We start from the raw sequence: 19,042 nt of genomic DNA, 5'->3' as shown, positions 1-19,042 counted from the left end.
CGGACGGAAGGCTACGGCGAAGCCGCCGAGCCCAACCGTTTCACATTTTTCCTGGAATTGCTCTAGACGCTCTCCAGATAGGTCTCGATCTCGAAGTCGCTGACATTGAGCGCGAAGGTGTTCAATTCCTGGCGCTTGCAGGCGACGAAGGACTGGCGCAGCGTAGCCGGGAAGATCTCGGCGACGAGCGGCCCGCTTTCGAAGCTGGCAATGGCCGAGGCCCAGTCCGGCGGCAGCTTCGCCAGCGTGAGCCCTTGTCCCTCGCCGCCGGTCGGTTCGCCGGGCGACAGTTCCTTTTCGATCCCGACGAGCGCCGCGCCAAGGATAGCCGCCAGCACCAGGTAGGGATTGGCGTCGGCGCCGGACACGCGGTGCTCGATGCGGCGCGCCGCGGCGGGGCCGCCGGGAATGCGGATCGCCACCATGCGGTTCTCGTAGCCCCACGCAACCGCGGTCGGCGCGTAGGAGCGCGGGCGCAGCCGGCGGTAGGAATTGAAGTGCGGCGCGAACACCAGCGTGCTCTCGGCCATCGCCGCGAGCAGGCCGCCCACCGCGTGGCGCATGGTGTCGGAGCCCTGGTCGCTGCCGTCGTCGAAAATGTTGCGGCCGTCGCGATCGATGACGCTGAAATGGACGTGGAAACCGTTGCCGGCGCGCTCGCCATAAGGCTTGGCCATGAAGCAAGCGGCAAAGCCGTGCTTGCGGGCGATGCCCTTGACGGTGCGCTTGAAGAGCACGGCGTCGTCGGCGGCGCGCAAGGCATCCGGCACATGGTTGAGGTTGATCTCGAACTGGCCGACCCCGTTCTCGGCGATCGCGGTGTCGACGGGGATGCCCTGCATGCGGCAGGCCTCGTAGACGTCATGGATGAAGGCCTCGAAATCGTCGATCTCGTCGATCGAGAGCGCGGCATCGGAATCGAGGCGCCGGCCGGTGATCGGCGAGACAGGCCCGACGGGCCGCTGCGATGTCGGGTCGACGAGGTAGAATTCGAGCTCGGTCGCGGTGACCGGCGTCAGGCCGAGCGCGGCGTAGCGGTCGAGGATGCGGGCGAGCGCGCGGCGCGGGTCGCCGAGATAGGGCGCGCCGTTTTCATCGGCGAGCCACAGCGGCAGAAGCGCCGTCGGATGCGCCGTCCAGTTGACGGGCAGGATGCCGCGCCCGGTCCACTGGCAAAGCCCATCGGCGTCGCCGGTCGAGAAGACCTGCGCATTGCCTTCGATATCCTCGCCCCAGATGTCGAGCCCGATCAGTGAGTAGGGCATGCGCAGCTTGCCTTCGAGCGCCTTGCGCGCCTGCTCGACGGGAATGCGCTTGCCGCGCATGATGCCGTTGAGATCGCACACCGCGGCCCTCAGGCTCTGGATGTCCTCCCTGCTTTCAAGCCAGTTCAAAACGTCGGCAATTGCATCGCTCAATTTCCAGCCCCTTGGTTCTTTCTGTAGCCATCGCGGCTACGATATCCATTTTTCAGCTTGTGAGTTCATGAAGGTCGCCATGGATGCTTCCAGGCAATTTTCCTTCATTTTTTCAATTTGCTAGCTGGGATATCGGGGGGCATTTCAGGTCCATATTGTGCGATCTGCGATCGCAACATAGCTGGATGACGCAGGAAAGCCAAGCCGGGATTTGGCGAGGCCTTCGGCGCGCGCTCGAATGGCCCTGCGGTCTGCCTAGTGGCGTAGTTCCGGAAACTTCACCTGGCCGAGGATGTGTGTCGCCCCCTCGTCGATGTCGCGCACGATGGCCGCGCGGGCCCGTTCGCCGTCGCCGGCCTCGATCGCCGCGACGACTTCCTCGTGATAGTCGATGCCGAGAATGCCGGCGAGGCCGTCCTCGAAGCCGATCGCCAGGTTCCTCAGAAACGGGCCGACCTGCATCCACACCGTCTCGATCAGGAAGATCATCTGCTCGTTCCCGCAGTGGCGGTAGATCGAGAATTTGAAGTCGTGGTTCTTGCGCAGATAGTCGTCGATGTCACCGCTGCGGGCGGCTTGGGTGAGCTCGGTGCAATGGCGGCGGATGGCGCGCAGGTTGTTGCCGTTGATGCGGTTGGTGGCGAGCCCGGTGGCCGTACCTTCCAGGATCGTGCGCACGGCGGTCAGTTGCTGGAAGCGCTCGGCGGAGATCAGCGGCACCTCGACGCTGCCGTTCGGCATCGGGCTCAGCGCCCGCAGCGCCTGCAGCCGGGTGAAGGCGCTGCGCACCGGCATGTCGCTGGTGCCGAGCTCCTTGGCGAGCTTGCGCGAGGTCAGCTTCTGGCCGGGCTGCAACTGGCCCGACATCAGTGCGCGCACGAGCTCCAGATAGACTTTCTCATGCAGCGGAACGGTATCGACAGCGGTCAGCCCGAATTGCGATTTGTCGGCCATTGGCGATGCGTTGCTTCACTCGTCCTGAAATCTGCCCGGTCGCTCTGTCGGCGGGCCGGATGCGTTACGGGCTTTCGAACCACGATAGACGGTTAAAGCGCGCCGCCGCAAGTGCGGGCGGCGGCGGCCATCCGTCCCGTTGCCGTCGATGCCCTCATCTCACGCCAATGCCGGCCAGCAGGCCGCCATCGATCCTGTAGTCGGCGCCGGTGCAGAAGCTTGCCTTGGACGAGCACAGGAAGGCGATGAGTTCGGCCACTTCCTCCGGCTCGCCGATGCGGCCGAGCGGGTGCGCCTCGCCGAAGCGCCTGAAGGCGGCCTCGATGTCGGCGTTCGGGTCGTCGCCGCGCGCGGCCCTTTCGAGGATCGGCGTGCGGACCGACCCCGGGCTGACCGAATTCACGCGGATGCCCTGGCGGGCATAGTCGAGCGCCAGCGAGCGCGTCAGCGTGTGGATGGCGCCCTTGGTGGTGGCATAGGCGGCGACGTTCTGCTGGCAGGCAGTGCCTTGCACCGAGGCGACGTTGACGATGGCGCCGCCGCCGCGCTTGATCATCTCGGGGATGCCGTAGTGGGCGGTGAGGTAGATGGAACCGACATTGACGGACATCGCCCGGTTCCAGGTCTCGAAATCGGTGCTGGTGGCGGTGCCGTAGGGGTGGACGGCCGCGGAGTTGACGATGACGTCCAGCCCGCCGAAGCGGCCGACACCGTCGGCGATCGCCTGGGCGACCTGGTCCGGCACGGACACATCGACAGTCGCCACCAGCGCGGCGGCGCCGTTGCGGTCGAATTCGGCCTGCATCGCCGCATTGGCGTGCTCGTCGATGCCGAGCGCGATGATCGCCGCCCCGCCCGCCGCCAGGCGCCTGGCGCTTGCCAGGCCGATGCCGGTCGTTCCGGTCACCAGTGCGACCTTGCCGTCGAAATCCTTCATTGCCGACACTCCGTGATTGTCCGCCGGGAATTGCCGGCGCGCGACGCCGTTGCCGACCCTCATAATGCGCTGGATGACGAGCGACAAGAACGCGCGTCCCGTCGACTGTGGCTGCCCGATTTGACTCGCCGTCAGGGCCGACAATAAGGTCCGCCGGAATCAGGAAAGAGGCACCCATGGAACAATGCTGGCGCTGGTACGGGCCGGACGATCCGGTCACGCTCGACCATATCAAACAGGCCGGAGCGACCGGCATCGTGACGGCCTTGCACAACATCTATGACGGCAGCGCCTGGCCGCTGGACGCCATCCTCGAGCGCAAGCGCCTCGTCGAGGCGGGCGGGCTCACCTGGTCGGTGGTGGAAAGCATTCCCGTCCACAACTCGATCAAGATCGGTTCTGCGGAGCGGCAGCGCTATGCCGGCTGGTACAAGGACACGATCAGGGCGCTGGCCAAGGCCGGCATCTCCACCATCTGCTACAATTTCATGCCGGTGGTCGACTGGACGCGCACCGATCTCATGCACCGGCTGCCGACCACCGGCTACGCGTTGCGTTTCGATGCGATCGACTTCGCCGCCTATGACGTCTTCGTGCTGAAGCGAAAGAATGCCGAGGCGAGCTACAACCAGGCACGCCTCAAGGAAGCGGAAGCGCGGCTGAAATCGCTCAGCGACGAGCAGATCGAAAAGGTCGAGCTCAACCTGATCGCCGGCCTGCCGGCCACCGAGCGCAAGTACAATCGCGAGACGATGCGCGAGGCGCTCGCCGATTACGACGCGATCGGCCCGGCGGAACTGCGCGCCAACCTGGCCTGGTTCCTGAAGGAGATCATCCCGGTCGCCGAGGAGGTCGGGGCGCGCATGTGCATCCACCCGGACGATCCGCCCTTCTCGCTGTTCGGGCTGCCGCGGGTCGTCTCCACCGCCGCCGACGCGCGCTTCATCCTGGAGACGGTCGACAACCCGGCCAACGGCCTGACCTTCTGCACCGGCTCCTACGGCGTGCGCGCCGACAACGATCTTGTCGCAATGGTCGGGGAATTCGCGCCAAGGATCCATTTTGCGCATCTGCGCAACGTGACGCGCGAGGCGGACGGCTCCTTCTACGAGGCCGAGCATCTGGAGGGCTCGACCGACATGGCGGCGGTCATCCTGGCGCTAATGAAGGAGGAGGCGCGCCGGCGCAAGGAAGGCCGGTCCGACTGGCGCATCCCGATGCGTCCGGACCATGGCCATCTGCTTGCCGACGACATCGGCAAGACCAGGATCAACCCCGGCTATTCGCTGATCGGGCGGCTCAAGGGCCTTGCCGAATTGCGCGGCATCATGCGGGCGGTGGAGCGGTTCGAACTGGCCTGAGGCTGCTCCCCCGAACCCTTCAGCGAGGCGGGCCTTGAACCCTGCCGATCCGGCTGGCCCCTCCGTTCATCTGGAGGGAACGCTTTCCAGTTGCCGCCGCGCCTCGTGGGTCCTGGCGACGAAATTGCGCCAGCCGCCATAGGCGGAGATGTCCGTCGCAGCCAGCAGGCCGGCGGTTTCGGCCAGGAACCCTTTCGCCGATGTGCCGTCGTTGAGCTCGATGGTGCCGATGCCGAGCGGCGGCGGAATGGCGGCGACGAAACGGCCGAAGGCATCGGCGCAAAGCCGCCAGACCTCGACCTCGATCGCGGCGCCGCCGCTGCCGACCCGGATGAGCCCCGGTTTGGGTGTGGTCTGGCCGGCAAGCTCATAGAGCTTGTAAGAAGAGCTGGTCCGCGCCGCCCTGCAGAAGCGCGCGCCGGCCTCCTTCAGCTGGCCGTTGAGCGGCATTCCCGAAAGATGCGCGCCAACCACCACCAACTCGATCGTGCCGTCCTCGGCCGATGCGCCGACAGGCTGTGCGCTCGACTGCCGCCAACCGGTCGCGCCGAGGGCGAGGCCGCTCGCCGAGTGGAGGTCGCGCGCGACGGATGCCGCAAGGCCGTCTCGTCCGGCAGTCGCCAGCAGGGTCACGCTCATCGGCAGACCGTCGTCGCGCGTGCCGGTGGGCACGGCGATGCCGCACATGTCGAGCAGATTGACGAAATTGGTGTAGGTGCCGAGCCGGCTGTTGGTGGCGATCGGATCGGCAAGCACGGCATCGACGGTGTAGTGGGTCGGCGCGGTCGGCACGCAGAACAGGTCTACGGAGGCGATCACCGGGGCGAGCCGGGCCTTGTAGGCCTGCAAGGCATAGAAGCCGCGGAAGGCGTCGGCCGCCGACAGGTTTCGGGCGCCGCCGATGATCTTGCGCGTCACCGGATGGAGCGCTGCTTCATTCACCTCGAAGAAATCGCGGATCGCCGCATAGCGCTCCGCCACCCAGGCGCCTTCGTAGAGCAGATCGGCGGTGGCGTAGAAGTCGCCGAACGGGATCTCGACAAGCCGGCAACCGAGCCGCGACAGCATGGCAAGCGAGGCCTCGAAGCCGGCCTGCATCGCCGTATCGCCGAAGAATTTCAGGTCGGCTTTTACCGGGATGCCGACGTTCAGTACCGGGGCGTGCGCCACGAGCGGCTGGACGGCGATGTCACGCGAATACGGATCGGTTGCGTCGCGCGCGGCGGCGATGGAGAATACCGCGTAGGCGTCGTCGACGGTCAGCGCGAAGACCGACACGCAGTCGAGCGTCCGGCAGGCCGGCACGACGCCGGCCGTCGACAGTGCGCCGACGGTCGGCTTCAGTCCGACGATGCTGTTGAGGCCGGCCGGAATGCGGCCCGAGCCGGCGGTATCGGTGCCGAGTGCGAAGGAGACGATGCCGCGCGCCGTCGCCACCGCCGAGCCGGAGGAGGAGCCGCCCGGCACCAGCTTCAGATCGATCGCATTCCTCGGGATCGGCCATGGCGTGCGCACGCCGACGAGGCCGGTGGCGAACTGGTCGAGATTGGTCTTGCCCACGACCAGGGCGCCCGCAGCCTTGAGCCTCGCCACCACGGTTGCGTCGCTTGCGGGCGTGTAGGCAAATTCGGCGCAGGCGGCCGTGGTCGGCATGCCGGCGACATCGATATTGTCCTTGACGGCGAAGGGGATGCCCCAGAGCGGCATGGCCACGGGGTCGAACGGGCAGAGCGCTTCGGCCTCAGCCAGCATCTCGGCTCTCGTCGCAAGGTGGATGAAGATGCCGGGGTCGGCGGCCGCCGCGATGCGGGTCAGCACCGTATCGATCACCTCGGCGATGCCGATGCCGGCTTGGTAGGCCGCGTGCAGGCTGCCGATATCGAAATGGATGTCGCTCATCTCGTCTCCCCCAGAATGATCACCGGCAGGTCCCACTGGATCAGGACGACGCAACCGTCCTTCGTCCACACCGAATGCTCGGTGCCGACCGGATTGAGGATCACGCTGCCCGCCGGATAGTCGCCGTTCTCGTCGCTCTGGGTGCCTTCCAGCACGACGATGGTTTCCAGCCCGACATGACGGTGGCGTGGCACGCCGGCGCCCGGCTGGTATTTGAGGACCGCGACCGACGGCTCGACCGGCCCGCCCTTGAGCAGCCAGTGCACGCCGATGCCGTCGCGGAAAGGCTCGAACGCCAGATCGCGCCAGCCGCCGTCAAGCAGGCCGGCAAAACTGAGATTAGGCATTCGCAATCCCCTCGAGCACCTGATCGGTCGTCGCCGTCCAGCCGATGATCGCGCCTTGCGCCCTGATCATGGCGAGCGCGGCCGCCTTGAACTCGGGAAAATAGCTTTCCGTCGCATCCTCCGCGACCAGGCATTCATAGCCGCGGTCGTTGGCCTCGCGCATCGTCGTCTGCACGCAAACCTCGGTGGTGACGCCGGCAAAGACCAGTTGGCGGGCGCCTAGCCGCTTCAGGTCGTCGCCGAGGCCGGTCGCGTAGAAGGCGCCCTTGCCGGGCTTCTCGATGACGATCTCGCCGGGCAATGGCGCGAGTTCGTCGAGGATCGCCGTGCCGGGCTCGCCGGCGATCAGCACGCGTCCCATCGGTCCGACATCGCCGATGCGGATCGTCGGCTTGCCGCGGTCGCGCTTGGCGGGCGGCAGGTCCGACAAGTCGGGCCTGTGGCACTCCATGGTGTGAATCACCGGCAGGCCGGCGGCGCGAAAGCCCTCGATCAGCTTCTTCACGGTCGGCACGATCGCCACCACCCGGCCGACGTCATTGCCGAGGCTGGCGCCGAAGCCGCCCGACTCGGCGAAGTCGCGCTGCATGTCGATGACGATGAGCGCCGTCGTCTCGGGCCTGAAGGCAAAGGCGAAAGGCTGCGCCGCGATTTCCGCCATCAGTGATGCCCCGCCATGTGCTCGCCGATCGTCTGCACGCTCGCCTGCGCGATCGGCGTCTCGTAGACGAGCGCGCCGTCGGACATGACGAGGATGCGGTCGGAAAGCTCCAGCAACTCGTCGAGGTCCTCCGACATCAGCAGCACCGCGGCGCCCGCGTTGCGTGCCTTCATGATGCGGGCGCGGATCTCGGCGACGGCGGAGAAGTCGAGCCCGAAGCAGGGGTTGGAGACGATCAGCAGATCGACCTCGCCCGTCAGTTCGCGGGCGAGCACCGCGCGCTGCACGTTGCCGCCCGACAGCGAGGCGATCGGCGAGGAGAGCGATGCGGTCTTGACCTTGAACTGCTCGACCAGGCGGGCGCTGAAGGATTTGATGGCGCCAGCGCTGATCCAGCTCACCGGCCTGCCGCTGCCGTCGACGTCGAAGGTGCGGAAGGCGATGTTCTCGGCGACCGTCATCCTTGGCGCGCAGGCATTCTTCAGCGGTTCCTCCGGGATCAGGCGCACATTGAGCGCGCGCGCCTCGGCGCGCGTCGCCGCATAGGCCGTTCCTCGAACCATGACTTCGCCCTGGTCGCGGGCACGCTGGCCCGCCAGCACCTCCAGGAACTCCTTCTGGCCGTTGCCGGAGATGCCGGCGATGCCGACGATCTCGCCGGAGCGCACGCCGAGGTCGGCGATGTCGATCGATTTGAGACCGGTGCGGTCCAGTGCTTTCAGCGCTTTCACCTTGAGCACAATCTCGGCGTCCGCCCTGGGCTCGAGACGGCTGTCGAGTGCAGCGATCGGCTGGTCGCCGATCATCATCGCCGCCATCTCCCTGTGGGAAAGGTCTGACACTTTGCCGGTCCCGGTGAGCCTGCCCTTGCGCAGCACTGTGATGTCGTCGGCGAATGCAGTGACCTCGTGGAATTTGTGGGAGATCATCAGCACGGTGAGATCGCCGGCCTTCGTCATGCCGCGCACCAGGCCAAGCACTTCCTGCGCCTCGCCCGGGGTGAGCACGGATGTCGGCTCGTCCAGCACCAGGAAATTGCGGCCGAGGTAAAGCTGCTTGATGATCTCCAGCTTCTGTTTCTCGCCGGCGGCAAGCTCGGCCACCTTGACGTCGAGCGGCAGTTTGAACGGCATGCGCTCCATGAAGGCGGCGAGCGCGCCGCGCTCCTTGCGCCAGTCAATGACGCCGGGCACCTTTTCTCGCGAGATGACCAGGTTCTCGGCGCCGGTCAGCGAAGGCACCAGCGTGAAATGCTGGTAGACCATGCCGAGGCCCAGCGCCGAAGCATCCCTGGGGCTGGCGATCGCGACCTCCCGGCCGTCGACCAGCATGTCGCCCGACGTCGGGCGGTAGAAACCCATCATGCATTTGACCAGCGTCGACTTGCCGGCGCCGTTCTCGCCGAGCAGAGCATGGAAGGAACCTGCCGGCACCTTGATCGAGACGTCGTCGAGTGCAGTGAAGGCGCCGAAACGCATGGTCATGCCGATGGTCTCGACGCCGATCGCCTTTCTGTGAGTTCCGCTCATCGCCGGTTCCTCACGGCAGCTGGGCGACGAGCGCGGCGGAATTCGACACCGCGCCGAACACACCGCCCTGCATCTTGATCATCTTGATCGCCGCCAGATGGTTGCCGTGGTCGGTGGCTCCGCAGCAATCCTCCAGCATCACGCATTCGAAGCCGCGATCGTTGGCCTCGCGCATGGTGGTGTGAACGCAGACGTCGGTGGTGATGCCGGTAAGCACGATGTTGGCGATGCCGCGCTGGTTGAGGATCAGCTCGAGATCGGTTGCGCAGAACGAGCCCTTGCCCGGCTTGTCGATGATCGGCTCGCCCTCGGCCGGATAGAGGTCGGGGATGATGTCCCAGCCCGGCTCGCCGCGCACCAGGATGCGTCCGCAAGGACCGGGGTCGCCGATGCCGGCATTGATGCGGCGCGAGCGCCAGCGCTTGTTGGCGGGCAGGTCGGCGAGGTCGGGACGATGGCCCTCGCGCGTGTGGATGATGGTGTAGCCCTTGGCCCGCATCGCCGAGAGCACCGCCTTGATCGGCTCGATCGGCGCCCTGACCAGCGACAGGTCATAGCCCATGTGGTCGACATAGCCGCCCGGCCCGCAGAAATCGGTCTGCATGTCGATGATGATCAACGCCGTGTTGTCCGGCCTCAGGTCGCCATTGTAGGGCCAGGGATAGGGATCGGCGTCGATGTAGCGCTGGGTGATCTCGGCTCTGGCGTTCATGGCAAAAACTCCGGTCTCGCGAGCGGTTCCTGGGATGCGGTCACTTGGTGATCGACAGTTCGCCGGGCGCGCCGGCGAGTGTGCGGCTCGGAGACGAGGTGGCGATCATGATGACAAGGGTGAGGATGTAGGGCGCGGCGTAGAACAGGTAGTAGCCTTGCGTGACGCCCACCGACTGCAGCGCCGGCCCGAGGGCGCCGGCGCCGCCGAACAGCAGCGCGGCGGCAAAGCAGCCGAGCGGGTTCCAGCGCGCGAAGATGACCAGCGCCACCGCCATCAGCCCCTGGCCCGACGAGATGCGCTCGGTCCAGCTGCCGGGATAGTAGAGCGACAGATAGGCGCCGCCGATGCCGGCCAGCGCGCCGCCGGCGCCGGTGGCCAGCAGGCGCACCGTGTTCGGGTTGAGGCCCATGGCGCGCGCGGCATCGGCGCTGTCGCCGACGACACGCACGATCAGGCCGACACGGGTGTTGCGGAAGGCCCACCAGAGCAAGACGGCAAGCGCCGCGCCGATCAGGAACAGCACGTTGACGTTGAGCGCCGCCTGCACCTGCGGAATGCTCGACCAGGCGCCGAACGGGATCGCCGGCAGGTCGGGCGCCGAGGGCTGGATGAAAGGCTTGCCGAAGAAGAAGGCTAGCCCGGAGCCGAACAGCATCAGGGCGATGCCGATGGCGATGTCGTTGACCTTCGGGAACTTGCAGATCCAGCCGTGGAAGAGGCCGAAGCAGAGGCCGGCGAAGGCAGCGGCCAAAAGGCCGAGCCAGGGCGAACCGGTCACTACCGCCACTGCGTAGGCGCTCATGGCGCCGAACACCAGCGTGCCTTCGAGGCCGAGATTGATGCGGCCGGAACGCTCGGTGATGGCTTCGCCCAGTGAGACGAAGATGAAGGGCGTGGACACGCGGATGGCGCCGCCCAGCATGGCGAGCGGCACGCCCCACAGCCCGATGTCGGTCGTCTCCATCAGGTGCTCCTCTGCCACAGGTCGGGGTTGAAGAGCTTGAAGCGGCCGTAGAAGGTCTCGCTGAACAGGATGACGATGAAGAGCATGCCCTGCAGCACCAGCACGGTCGCGTCGGGCAGGTCCATGCGGCGCTGGATCAGGCCGCCGGAGGCGTCGATGCCGCCAAGCAGGATGGCGACCGGGATGATGGCGAGCGGATTGTGGCGGGCAAGGAAGGCGACGAGGATGCCGGTGTAGCCGTAGCCGGCGGCAAGCGAGCCATTCGCGCTGCCTTGCACGGCTGCGACCTCCAGCATGCCGGCAAGGCCGGCGAAGCCGCCGGCAAGCGCGGTGAAGCCGACGATCAGCGGCCCGACCGCAAGCCCCTGCACCTGCGCTGCCCTGACATTGCCGCCGGCGATGCGGGCGGCAAAGCCCCAGCGGGTCTTCTCGATCAGCAGCCAGGAGAGCACGCAGGCGAGGATGCCGACGCCGAGCCCCCAATGCACCTCCATGCCCGGAATGTTGCCGATGCGGTAGATGTCGGCGAGCGGCTGGGTCGACGGCTTGTTGAGCGAGGCCGGATCGCGCAGCGGTCCTTCCACCAGGTGGTTCATCAGGGCGATGGCAATATAGGCCATCAGCAGGCTGGAGATGGTCTCGTTGACGGCGCGGTAATGGCGGAGCGCGCCGACGGCACCAATCCAGATGCCGCCGGCGACCACACCCCCCACGCCCATGAGGAGGATGACGAGAAAAGACGGCGCGCCGTTCAGCGCCACGCCGATGGCGGCGGCCGCGACGCCGCCGAGCACGATCGCGCCCTCGCCGCCGATGACGACCAGCCCGAGGCGCGCCGGCAGCGCCACGCAGAGCGCCGCGAGCAAGAGCGGCGCGCCGCGCGACAGCGAGTTCTGGATCGAGAACCAGGAGCCGAAGCCGCCCCGCCACATCGTCTCGTAGAGCTGGAGCGGCGACTTGCCGACCAGCGCGACAAACAGGCTGAACAGCACCATGCCGACGACCAGCGCCGCCAGTGGGATGACGAAGGCCTCCGCCCGCCTGGCAATCCATTCGAGCGCCGCCCGATATCCCCTGGCGCCGAGAAGGGCCGGCACGCCGGCGCTGCTCACGGTGTCCGTCATCGTCCCGTCTCCACTCGTCGTTGTTCCATGCGTGTCGCCCAAAACCGCTGCGCACTTTTGGGCGACACGCCGTCGGCTCAGGCGGTCGAGCCGACGACGCCCTCGACGAGATAGTCCATGCTTTCGAGCTCGATGGCGGTCTCGACGAAAGCCTGGCCTTCGGTGGCGACGACGACGCCCTTGTTGCTCTTCAGCGGACCCTTGATGACGGAGAAGCCGCCCTTCATCATTTCGGCCAGCGTGCCGTCGAACTGCTTGCGGGCCGCTTCGCTGACGGCTGGGCCGAGCGGGCTCATCTTGACGAAGCCGTCGGCCAGGCCGCCGCGGGTGAAATTGGGCAGCGGGGTGCCGGCGATGAGGTCGTCGACGAACATCTTGTAGACCTTGGCCCAGTTCCACTCCGCTCCGGTCAGGTATTTCTCCGGCGCAAGCGGGCTCTGGTTGGCGTGATAGCCGCAGACGAAGGCGCCGCGGCCGGCGGCCGTCTCGACCACCACCTTGGGACTGTCGACATGGCAGGTGATGACGTCGGCGCCCTGGTCGACCAGCGCGTTGGTGGCCTCGGCCTCTTTGACCGCCAGCGACCATTCGCCGGTGAAGATCACCTGGCAGGTGATCGTCGGATCGACCGAGCGAGCGCCGAGCAGGAAGGAATTGATGTTGAGGAGGACCTGCGGGATCGGCTTGGCGGCGACGAAGCCGAGCTTCTTCGACTTTGAGGTGTGACCGGCGACGACGCCGTTGAGGTACTGGCCCATGCCGATATAGCCGAAATAGGAACCGGCGTTCATCGGGTGCTTGTCCTTGTTCCACATGCCGCCGCAATGGCGGAACTGAACGTCGGGGAACTTCGCGCACATGGCGAGCATATGCGGATCGAAATAGCCGAAGGAGGTCGGGAAGATCAGCGAGGCGCCGTCGAGGTTGATCATCGATTCCATCGTCTTCTGGACGTCGACCGTCTCGGGAACGTTCTCCTCCTCGACAACGGAAATGCCCTCGATGCTCTTCAGCGTGGCGGCGCCTTCGGCATGCGCCTGGTTGTAGCCGTAGTCGTCCTTCGGGCCGACATAGATGAAGCCGACGGTCGCCGAGGCGGCGAACGCCCTGCGGATCGGAAAGGCCGCCGAGGCCAGACCGAGCGCCGCTCCGGCGGCGGAGGTCCTGAGCAGATCGCGGCGGCTAAGCATGAGTCTCTCGGTCATATCGATGCTCCCCTTTTTGGACCCCATCTCTGGGTCGGTTGCTGTCTTCTGGAAAAGTGCATGCAATCACCGTGCCAGTTTCAAACCTTGCTTTTTCGCAATAAAATCAATGTGTGGGTTTAGTGGCTCTGCATAAACGCAAGGCAAGTGCATGCACTTTTTGCCTGATAAATGACCAGTTTGACATTGCGGTTAAAATCTAGGCATACAGGTGCAGCCTTGAGTCGAAATTCAGCCTGGGAGCCGTCCACCTCGCGGGCCTGCCTGCAACAAACTGGACGGAGGAGACGTGTCGGCAAAGCGCAGCTTGGTCAGGTCGGGCACGACCGTGGATCAGATGGTGAGGGCGATCGCGGACCGCATTGTCACCGGCTATCTGCGCCCCGGCGAAAGGCTCGACGAGGTCTCGCTCGCGGCCCGTTTCGAGGTCTCCCGCACGCCCGTCCGCGAGGCGCTCGGCCATCTGAGCGCCATGGGGCTTGTCGAGAGGCGGCCCAACCGCGGCGCCATCGTCGCCGTGGTGACGCAGGAACATCTCGCCTCGATGTTCGAGAGCATGGCCGAACTGGAGGCGATCTGCGCGCGCTTTTCGGCCGAGCGCATGACGGGGGGCGAGCGCCGGGCGCTCGAGATGGAGCACCAGGCGTCGGCGCGCCTGGTGCAGCTCGGCGCGGAAGAGGATTACGAATACTTCAACACCGAGTTCCACAGCCGGCTTTATCGCGGCGCCCACAACGCGCATATCCAGGATCTGACGGTGACGACCCGCAGCCGGCTGGCGCCGTTCCGCCGCGCGCAGTTCATGCTGCCCGGCCGGTTGGCCAAATCCTGGCAGGAACACGATCTGATCGTCACCGCGATCATGCGCGGCGACGGGGCGGCGGCGGGCAAGGCGGCGAGGGATCATGTCTCGATCGTCAGCGAGGCGAGCGCGGTGTTCGCGGCCGTAGAGCCGGTGACCTCCGTGCTCAGCCGATCTGCGCGTCAATGATCTCGACGAAGCGCGCGAAGAGGCCGGCCTGCGATTTGATCTTGAGCTTGCGGTAGATGTTGCGGCGGTGGACCTTGACGGTTCCCGGCACGATCCTCAGCGCCCGGGCGATCGATTCCGTCGAGTGGCCCTGAAGCACGAGGTCGACCACCTGCTTTTCGCGTGAGGTGAGCGACAGGCTCTTCCAGATATGCGCGCGGTCGAACTCGCTGGGAACAGCCGCCGCCTCGTCGCGCGGTGTCGTCGCCGGCTCGTCGGCCGGCAGGCCAGGCCAGCGCAGCCTGACCAGGCTGATCACCGCCGGCGCCATGTCGCGCAGCAGCCTGGCGTCGGCGGTGCCGAACGGACCCGAGGCGCGCAGCCGCATCAGCGACAGCACCAGCGCGTCCTTGCCCTGCAGCGGGACGAAGAAGCCGACCTCCTCGGCTAGCTTGGTCTGGCTGTAGTAGGAGCGATAGTATTCGCTGGCATAGAAGCGGTCCGGCGCCAGCTCTCGCATGCGCCAGAAGCCTTCCTTGCGCTCGACCGCCGCGTGATGGAACGGGTCGAGCAGATAGGGGCCCTCCTGATAGAGCGCGACGAAGACGTGGCTCTCGGCCGGTGAGAAGGTCTCGAAGAGCAGCGGCGGGCGGGCAGCCCCGCGATAGCCGAAGACGACACAGTGATCGAAGCCGACATGGCCGCGCAGCCAGCCGACCATGGCGCGGCCGAAATGATCGCCGCCGGCCTCGCGCGTCGCGGCGATGACGGCGCCGAGCCCGTTGTAGTCATCGCTGCGGGAAACGGCCATTCATACCCCTCTAAACGATAAAATAGATCAAATATACCACCTGCGAGGTATATACTAGCCGGCATTGGCTCTGGTAGCGTTTCGAAATCAACTCGCCCTGGAGCCCGCCTTTGACTGCAGTGCCCGATATCGAGTTTCGCGCGGTCACCAAGCGCTATGGCGCGGTCACGGCGGTCGGCGGCATCGACCTTGCCGTCCCGCCATCGGCCTTTGTCGCCTTGCTCGGGCCGTCCGGATGCGGCAAGACGACTTGCTTGCGCATGATCGGCGGCTTCGAGCAGCCGAGCCAAGGCCAGGTGCTGATCCGCGGCCGCGACATGGCCGGCACGCCGCCCTACCGGCGCCCGGTCAACATGGTGTTCCAGCAATACGCGCTGTTTCCGCATCTCGATGTCGAGGACAACATCGCCTACGGACTGCGCCAGGCGAGGCCCAGGCTGTCGTCGCGCGAGATCAGCCAGAGGGCGGGCGAGGCGCTCGCCATGGTGCGGCTCGCCGGCTATGGCCGCCGCAAGATCCACGAGCTTTCCGGCGGCCAGCAGCAGCGCGTGGCGCTGGCACGCGCATTGGTCAACAAGCCGGCGGTGCTGTTGCTCGACGAGCCGCTGGCCGCGCTCGACAAGAAGCTGCGCACCGACATGCAGATCGAGCTGCAGAACCTCCAGCGCGAGATCGGCATCACTTTCGTTCTGGTCACGCACGACCAGGAGGAAGCGCTGTCGATGAGCGACCTCGTCTGCGTCATGAATGGCGGGCGCATCGTCCAGCTCGGACAGCCGAACGAGATCTACGACGAGCCGGCCGACCTGTTCGTCGCCGATTTCGTCGGCAAGACCAATCTGTTGAGCGGCACGGTGGCGGGCCTGTCGGGCGAGCTCGTCGATGTCGCACTCGCCGATGGCACGGTGATCGCGGCGCGCAAACGGGCGCCGCTCAAGCGAGGCGAGGCGGTGTCGGTGTCGCTGCGGCCCGAGACGCTCAGCCTCGGCGCGGCCGGAAGCGGCAGCCTGAAGGGCATCGTGCGTAACCGCATCTTCCTGGGCTCGACCGCCGAATATGCGATCGAGGTCGAGGGCATCGGATCACTGCTCGCCAAGGCCGATCACCAGATCGGCCGCGACAACCTCTTCAAGCCGGGCGAACCCGTCGCCATCGGCTTTGCCGCCGGGGCGCCGCTGGCGTTTCCGCAACCCAAGAACAACGGGACCAACCAGAGGGAAAACCACCATGTCGAAATCCTATCGTGACGGACTGCCGATAAGCCCCGAGAAATTCGTCGACCAGCTGATGCGCCTGAAGCGCGGCTCGATCGGCCGGCGCGAATTCCTCGGCCTCACCGGCCTTGGCGTCGCCACCGCGGTGATGGCGCGCGAGCTCGGCATCATGCCGACGCCGGCCTACGCCGCCGAAAACCTCGGCGACCGCATGTCGATCGCCACCTGGCCGAACTATCACGACCCGGCGACGTTCGAGAGCTTCAAGGCCGAGACGGGCGTTGCCGTCGAGGTCAACGTCTTCGGCTCGAACGAGGAGATGCTGGCCAAGCTGCAGGCCGGCGGCTCGGGCTGGAGCCTGTTCGTGCCGACCAACTACACGATCTCGACTTACAAGAAGCTCGACATCATCGAAGCGCTCGACATGGCCAAGCTCGGCAATTTCGACAGTTCGCAGGAGGATCCGCGCTTTACCTCGGAAGGCACAATCGACGGGACGATCTACGCCGTGCCGAAGAACTGGGGCACGACCGGCATCGCGATCAACACCAAGAAGCTGACCAAGCCGATGACGAGCTGGAAGGAGTTCTGGGACACCGCCATGGCGGAAGGCGACGGCCGCACCATGGTGCATGATTATCAGCTCACCACGATCGGCAATGCGCTGAAATATTACGGCTATTCGTTCAACTCGCTGAAGCAGGACGAGCTCGCCAAGGCCGAGGAACTGCTGCTCAAGGTCAAGCCGCATCTGTTCGCGGTGTCGAGTGACTATCAGCCGTCGATGCGCGCCGGCGATGCCTGGATGACGATGTGCTGGACCAATGACGGGGCGCAGCTCAACCGCGATATTCCCGAAATCGCCTATGTTCTGGGCAAGGAAGGCGGCGAGATCTGGACCGACTTCTACGCCATCCCGAAGGACGCGCCGAACAAGCCTGCCGGATATGCGCTGCTCAACTACCTGATGAACCCGAAGGTGGCGGTGAAGGAGCATCTGGCCAACGGCGCGCCCTCGACCGACGCGCGGGTCAACGCGCTGCTGCCGAAGGAGGTGCTGGACAATCCGATCCTCTATCCGGCGGCGGACCTGTTGAAGCCGCTGGAGTTCGGCGCCGCCGCGACGCTCACCGATCCGGGGCGCGCCGAGCTGATGGCGCGCTTCAAGTCGGCTTGAGCGGAACCGGCCACAAACCCGATCCAGGCAACGCGACCGGCGGGCAATTGCCCGCCGGCACCGAAGCGGCTTTTTCGATGCGCGGCACCCTTCTTCGCAAAAACCTCATGACCGCGCTGCTGCTGGCGCCGGCGACGCTGTGGCTGGTGGTATTCCTGGTCCTGCCGTTCGTCGCCATCGCTATCTTCAGCGTCGGCGAGCGGGCGCCCGAGGGAGGCTACCAGGCAGCTTTCACGCTTGCGCAATACGCCAACCTGCCGGCGCGGGCGACCGCGTTCTGGAACACGATGGTACTGGCGCCGGTCGGCGCCTTCGCCTGCCTGCTCGTCGCCTATCCGGTGGCCTACTATCTGGCGCTGCGCGCGCCGGAGCGCTGGCGGCTGATCCTGCTGGCGCTCGTCGTCATCCCGTTCTGGACCAGCCTTTTGATGCGCACCTATGCCTGGATGTATGTGCTGGGCGGACGCGGCATTCCGGCCCTGCTCGCCTATGTCGGCATCGAGGACGTCCGGCTGATCAACACGCCGGGCGCGGTGCTGCTCGGCATCGTCTACGGCTATCTGCCGCTGATGATCCTGCCGATCTATGTCAGCCTGGAGCGGCTCGACCGGCGGCTGCTGGAAGCCTCCGCCGATCTCGGCGCGACGCCGCTGTCGACCTTCCTCGGTGTCACGCTCCGGCTGTCGCTGCCCGGCGTGATGACCGGCTTCTCGCTGGTGATGATCCTCCTGCTCGGCGAATATCTGATCCCGACTCTGCTCGGCGGCGGCAAGGTGTTCTTTATCGGCAACGCGCTGGTCGACCTGTTCCTGCAGTCGCGCAACTGGCCGTTCGGTTCGGCCATCGCCATCACGCTGGTGCTGGTTTCGGTCGTGGTGCTGATTGCCGCCAACCGCATCTCGGCCCGGCTGTCGGGCGCGCGCCGGGTGGACCTGATCTGATGCGCGCCTTCGTCGTTGCCGTTTTTGCCTTCCTCTACCTGCCAATCGCGCTGGTGGTGCTGTTCTCCTTCAACGCCGGCCACCATGCCAGCGAGTTCACCGGCTTCTCGACGCAATGGTACGGCAAGGCGCTGTCCAACCCGTTCCTGGTCGAGGCGCTGAAGAACAGCCTGTTCATCGCCACCACCAGCGCGCTTTTGGCGGCGGTCGCGGGCACCGCCGCCGCGCTCGGCCTGCAGCGCGTCGGGGCGCGGACGCGGGCTGTCTTCGACGGGCTATTGGGCGCCGCGATCGTCGTTCCCGGCGTCGTCATCGGCATCTCGACGCTGGTGGCGCTCGTGCAGCTGTTCGGCGTCGTCAATCCGTTCCTCGCCGAGTTGTGGCCGGGCGACCAGCCGCCGCGCCTGGCGCTCGGTTACGGCTCGATCATCGCCGCGCATGGCCTGTTCTCGATGGCGCTGGTGGCGATGATCGTCGGCACGCGCCTTGGCAGTCTCGACCGCAACCTGGTCGAGGCGTCGAGCGATCTCTACGCCACGCCGCTGACGACGTTCCGCTCGATCGTGCTGCCGCAGATCATGCCTGCGGTGATCGCCGGCTTCCTGCTCGCCTTCACCTTCTCGTTCGACGACTTCATCATCGCCTTCTTCGTCGCCGGCGCGCAGACGACGCTGCCGATCTATGTCTTCGCCTCGATACGCCGCGGCGTGACGCCGGAAATCAACGCCGTCGCGACCATCGTGCTCGTCGCATCGGTCCTGCTCGTGGTGCTTGCCCAGTGGCAGCTGCGCCGAAGAAAACAGTGAAAGACCGAT

General features: G+C 66.1%; 18 protein-coding genes. 6 read left to right on the top strand and 12 right to left on the bottom strand.

Annotation, left to right across the window (positions count from 1 at the left end):
* Positions 1-62: 62 nt before the first annotated feature.
* The 3 genes from EN786_RS03970 to EN786_RS03960 all read right to left on the bottom strand — a co-directional run bounded on the left by EN786_RS03970 (position 63) and on the right by EN786_RS03960 (position 3,309).
* Positions 63-1,418 carry a glutamine synthetase family protein gene (locus EN786_RS03970; RefSeq protein WP_127286170.1) on the bottom strand — a complete coding sequence of 452 codons (1,356 nt, stop codon included), beginning with the start codon at positions 1,416-1,418 and terminating at the stop codon, positions 63-65.
* Between the two features lie 255 nt (positions 1,419-1,673).
* The gene (locus EN786_RS03965) at positions 1,674-2,372 is read right to left on the bottom strand and encodes a GntR family transcriptional regulator (protein ID WP_127286171.1); all 699 of its coding nucleotides are present in this window, start codon (positions 2,370-2,372) and stop codon (positions 1,674-1,676) included.
* A 154-nt stretch (positions 2,373-2,526) separates the two neighbouring features.
* Positions 2,527-3,309: an SDR family oxidoreductase gene (locus EN786_RS03960; RefSeq protein WP_127311059.1), complete on the bottom strand. Its 783-nt coding sequence runs from the start codon at positions 3,307-3,309 to the stop codon at positions 2,527-2,529.
* Positions 3,310-3,485: 176 nt separating this feature from the next.
* Here EN786_RS03960 and uxuA point away from each other — a divergent pair, with 176 nt between their 5' ends.
* Positions 3,486-4,670: a mannonate dehydratase gene (gene uxuA / locus EN786_RS03955; RefSeq protein ID WP_127311058.1), complete on the top strand. Its 1,185-nt coding sequence runs from the start codon at positions 3,486-3,488 to the stop codon at positions 4,668-4,670.
* Between the two features lie 66 nt (positions 4,671-4,736).
* On the opposite strand, the gene atzF is transcribed toward uxuA, so the two are convergent.
* The 8 genes from atzF to EN786_RS03915 all read right to left on the bottom strand — a co-directional run bounded on the left by atzF (position 4,737) and on the right by EN786_RS03915 (position 13,114).
* Positions 4,737-6,569, bottom strand: coding sequence for an allophanate hydrolase (gene atzF, locus EN786_RS03950; protein ID WP_127311057.1), 1,833 nt, complete (start codon positions 6,567-6,569; stop codon positions 4,737-4,739).
* Positions 6,566-6,916 carry a cupin domain-containing protein gene (locus EN786_RS03945; RefSeq protein WP_127311056.1) on the bottom strand — a complete coding sequence of 117 codons (351 nt, stop codon included), beginning with the start codon at positions 6,914-6,916 and terminating at the stop codon, positions 6,566-6,568. Before EN786_RS03945 ends, atzF begins: the two co-directional genes overlap by 4 nt.
* Positions 6,909-7,577 carry an isochorismatase family cysteine hydrolase gene (locus tag EN786_RS03940; RefSeq protein WP_127392737.1) on the bottom strand — a complete coding sequence of 223 codons (669 nt, stop codon included), beginning with the start codon at positions 7,575-7,577 and terminating at the stop codon, positions 6,909-6,911. Before EN786_RS03940 ends, EN786_RS03945 begins: the two co-directional genes overlap by 8 nt.
* The gene (locus tag EN786_RS03935; RefSeq protein WP_128347026.1) at positions 7,577-9,106 is read right to left on the bottom strand and encodes an ABC transporter ATP-binding protein; all 1,530 of its coding nucleotides are present in this window, start codon (positions 9,104-9,106) and stop codon (positions 7,577-7,579) included. The genes EN786_RS03940 and EN786_RS03935 overlap by 1 nt, the downstream gene beginning before the upstream one ends.
* 10 nt (positions 9,107-9,116) lie before the next feature.
* Entirely contained in the window at positions 9,117-9,818 is a 702-nt protein-coding gene (locus EN786_RS03930) for an isochorismatase family cysteine hydrolase (protein WP_127285559.1), read from the bottom strand.
* Positions 9,819-9,858: 40 nt separating this feature from the next.
* Positions 9,859-10,785, bottom strand: coding sequence for an ABC transporter permease (locus EN786_RS03925; RefSeq protein ID WP_127310458.1), 927 nt, complete (start codon positions 10,783-10,785; stop codon positions 9,859-9,861).
* A complete protein-coding gene (locus tag EN786_RS03920; RefSeq protein WP_127285557.1) occupies positions 10,785-11,909 on the bottom strand; it encodes an ABC transporter permease in 1,125 nt (374 codons plus the stop codon). Before EN786_RS03920 ends, EN786_RS03925 begins: the two co-directional genes overlap by 1 nt.
* 77 nt (positions 11,910-11,986) lie before the next feature.
* Positions 11,987-13,114 carry a BMP family ABC transporter substrate-binding protein gene (locus tag EN786_RS03915; protein ID WP_127310460.1) on the bottom strand — a complete coding sequence of 376 codons (1,128 nt, stop codon included), beginning with the start codon at positions 13,112-13,114 and terminating at the stop codon, positions 11,987-11,989.
* A 337-nt stretch (positions 13,115-13,451) separates the two neighbouring features.
* Here EN786_RS03915 and EN786_RS03910 point away from each other — a divergent pair, with 337 nt between their 5' ends.
* Positions 13,452-14,105: a GntR family transcriptional regulator gene (locus tag EN786_RS03910; protein WP_245478297.1), complete on the top strand. Its 654-nt coding sequence runs from the start codon at positions 13,452-13,454 to the stop codon at positions 14,103-14,105.
* On the opposite strand, the gene EN786_RS03905 is transcribed toward EN786_RS03910, so the two are convergent.
* Positions 14,083-14,895, bottom strand: a complete 813-nt coding sequence (locus tag EN786_RS03905; protein ID WP_127310461.1) for a LuxR C-terminal-related transcriptional regulator — start codon at positions 14,893-14,895, stop codon at positions 14,083-14,085. The two genes, EN786_RS03910 and EN786_RS03905, sit on opposite strands and share 23 nt — an antisense overlap.
* Before the next feature lie 110 nt (positions 14,896-15,005).
* On the opposite strand from EN786_RS03905, the gene EN786_RS03900 reads away from it, so the two are divergent.
* The 4 genes from EN786_RS03900 to EN786_RS03885 all read left to right on the top strand — a co-directional run bounded on the left by EN786_RS03900 (position 15,006) and on the right by EN786_RS03885 (position 19,033).
* Entirely contained in the window at positions 15,006-16,142 is a 1,137-nt protein-coding gene (locus EN786_RS03900) for an ABC transporter ATP-binding protein (protein ID WP_127310462.1), read from the top strand.
* Positions 16,123-17,286: a spermidine/putrescine ABC transporter substrate-binding protein gene (locus EN786_RS03895; protein WP_135907983.1), complete on the top strand. Its 1,164-nt coding sequence runs from the start codon at positions 16,123-16,125 to the stop codon at positions 17,284-17,286. The genes EN786_RS03900 and EN786_RS03895 overlap by 20 nt, the downstream gene beginning before the upstream one ends.
* Before the next feature lie 77 nt (positions 17,287-17,363).
* A complete protein-coding gene (locus tag EN786_RS03890; RefSeq protein WP_127310467.1) occupies positions 17,364-18,227 on the top strand; it encodes an ABC transporter permease in 864 nt (287 codons plus the stop codon).
* Complete coding sequence (locus EN786_RS03885) at positions 18,227-19,033, top strand: ABC transporter permease (RefSeq protein ID WP_127310464.1); 807 nt, start codon at positions 18,227-18,229, stop codon at positions 19,031-19,033. Before EN786_RS03890 ends, EN786_RS03885 begins: the two co-directional genes overlap by 1 nt.
* The last annotated feature ends 9 nt before the right edge of the window (positions 19,034-19,042 follow it).

This window comes from Mesorhizobium sp. M4B.F.Ca.ET.143.01.1.1 (assembly GCF_004792275.1).
GTDB lineage: Bacteria > Pseudomonadota > Alphaproteobacteria > Rhizobiales > Rhizobiaceae > Mesorhizobium > Mesorhizobium abyssinicae.
Note: the sequence above shows the minus strand (reverse complement) of the source record. Positions and strands in the feature narration are given on the sequence as shown.

What these genes read in the sequence shown, in the direction of transcription:
- EN786_RS03920 (WP_127285557.1), bottom strand. Translation starts at nt 11,909, where the DNA reads ATGACGGACACCGTGAGCAGCGCCGGCGTGCCGGCCCTTCTCGGCGCC.
- EN786_RS03910 (WP_245478297.1), top strand. Translation starts at nt 13,452, where the DNA reads ATGGTGAGGGCGATCGCGGACCGCATTGTCACCGGCTATCTGCGCCCC.
- atzF (WP_127311057.1), bottom strand. Translation starts at nt 6,569, where the DNA reads ATGAGCGACATCCATTTCGATATCGGCAGCCTGCACGCGGCCTACCAA.
- EN786_RS03885 (WP_127310464.1), top strand. Translation starts at nt 18,227, where the DNA reads ATGCGCGCCTTCGTCGTTGCCGTTTTTGCCTTCCTCTACCTGCCAATC.
- EN786_RS03965 (WP_127286171.1), bottom strand. Translation starts at nt 2,372, where the DNA reads ATGGCCGACAAATCGCAATTCGGGCTGACCGCTGTCGATACCGTTCCG.
- EN786_RS03930 (WP_127285559.1), bottom strand. Translation starts at nt 9,818, where the DNA reads ATGAACGCCAGAGCCGAGATCACCCAGCGCTACATCGACGCCGATCCC.
- EN786_RS03895 (WP_135907983.1), top strand. Translation starts at nt 16,123, where the DNA reads ATGTCGAAATCCTATCGTGACGGACTGCCGATAAGCCCCGAGAAATTC.
- EN786_RS03915 (WP_127310460.1), bottom strand. Translation starts at nt 13,114, where the DNA reads ATGACCGAGAGACTCATGCTTAGCCGCCGCGATCTGCTCAGGACCTCC.
- uxuA (WP_127311058.1), top strand. Translation starts at nt 3,486, where the DNA reads ATGGAACAATGCTGGCGCTGGTACGGGCCGGACGATCCGGTCACGCTC.
- EN786_RS03890 (WP_127310467.1), top strand. Translation starts at nt 17,364, where the DNA reads ATGCGCGGCACCCTTCTTCGCAAAAACCTCATGACCGCGCTGCTGCTG.
- EN786_RS03905 (WP_127310461.1), bottom strand. Translation starts at nt 14,895, where the DNA reads ATGGCCGTTTCCCGCAGCGATGACTACAACGGGCTCGGCGCCGTCATC.
- EN786_RS03945 (WP_127311056.1), bottom strand. Translation starts at nt 6,916, where the DNA reads ATGCCTAATCTCAGTTTTGCCGGCCTGCTTGACGGCGGCTGGCGCGAT.
- EN786_RS03925 (WP_127310458.1), bottom strand. Translation starts at nt 10,785, where the DNA reads ATGGAGACGACCGACATCGGGCTGTGGGGCGTGCCGCTCGCCATGCTG.
- EN786_RS03960 (WP_127311059.1), bottom strand. Translation starts at nt 3,309, where the DNA reads ATGAAGGATTTCGACGGCAAGGTCGCACTGGTGACCGGAACGACCGGC.
- EN786_RS03935 (WP_128347026.1), bottom strand. Translation starts at nt 9,106, where the DNA reads ATGAGCGGAACTCACAGAAAGGCGATCGGCGTCGAGACCATCGGCATG.
- EN786_RS03940 (WP_127392737.1), bottom strand. Translation starts at nt 7,577, where the DNA reads ATGGCGGAAATCGCGGCGCAGCCTTTCGCCTTTGCCTTCAGGCCCGAG.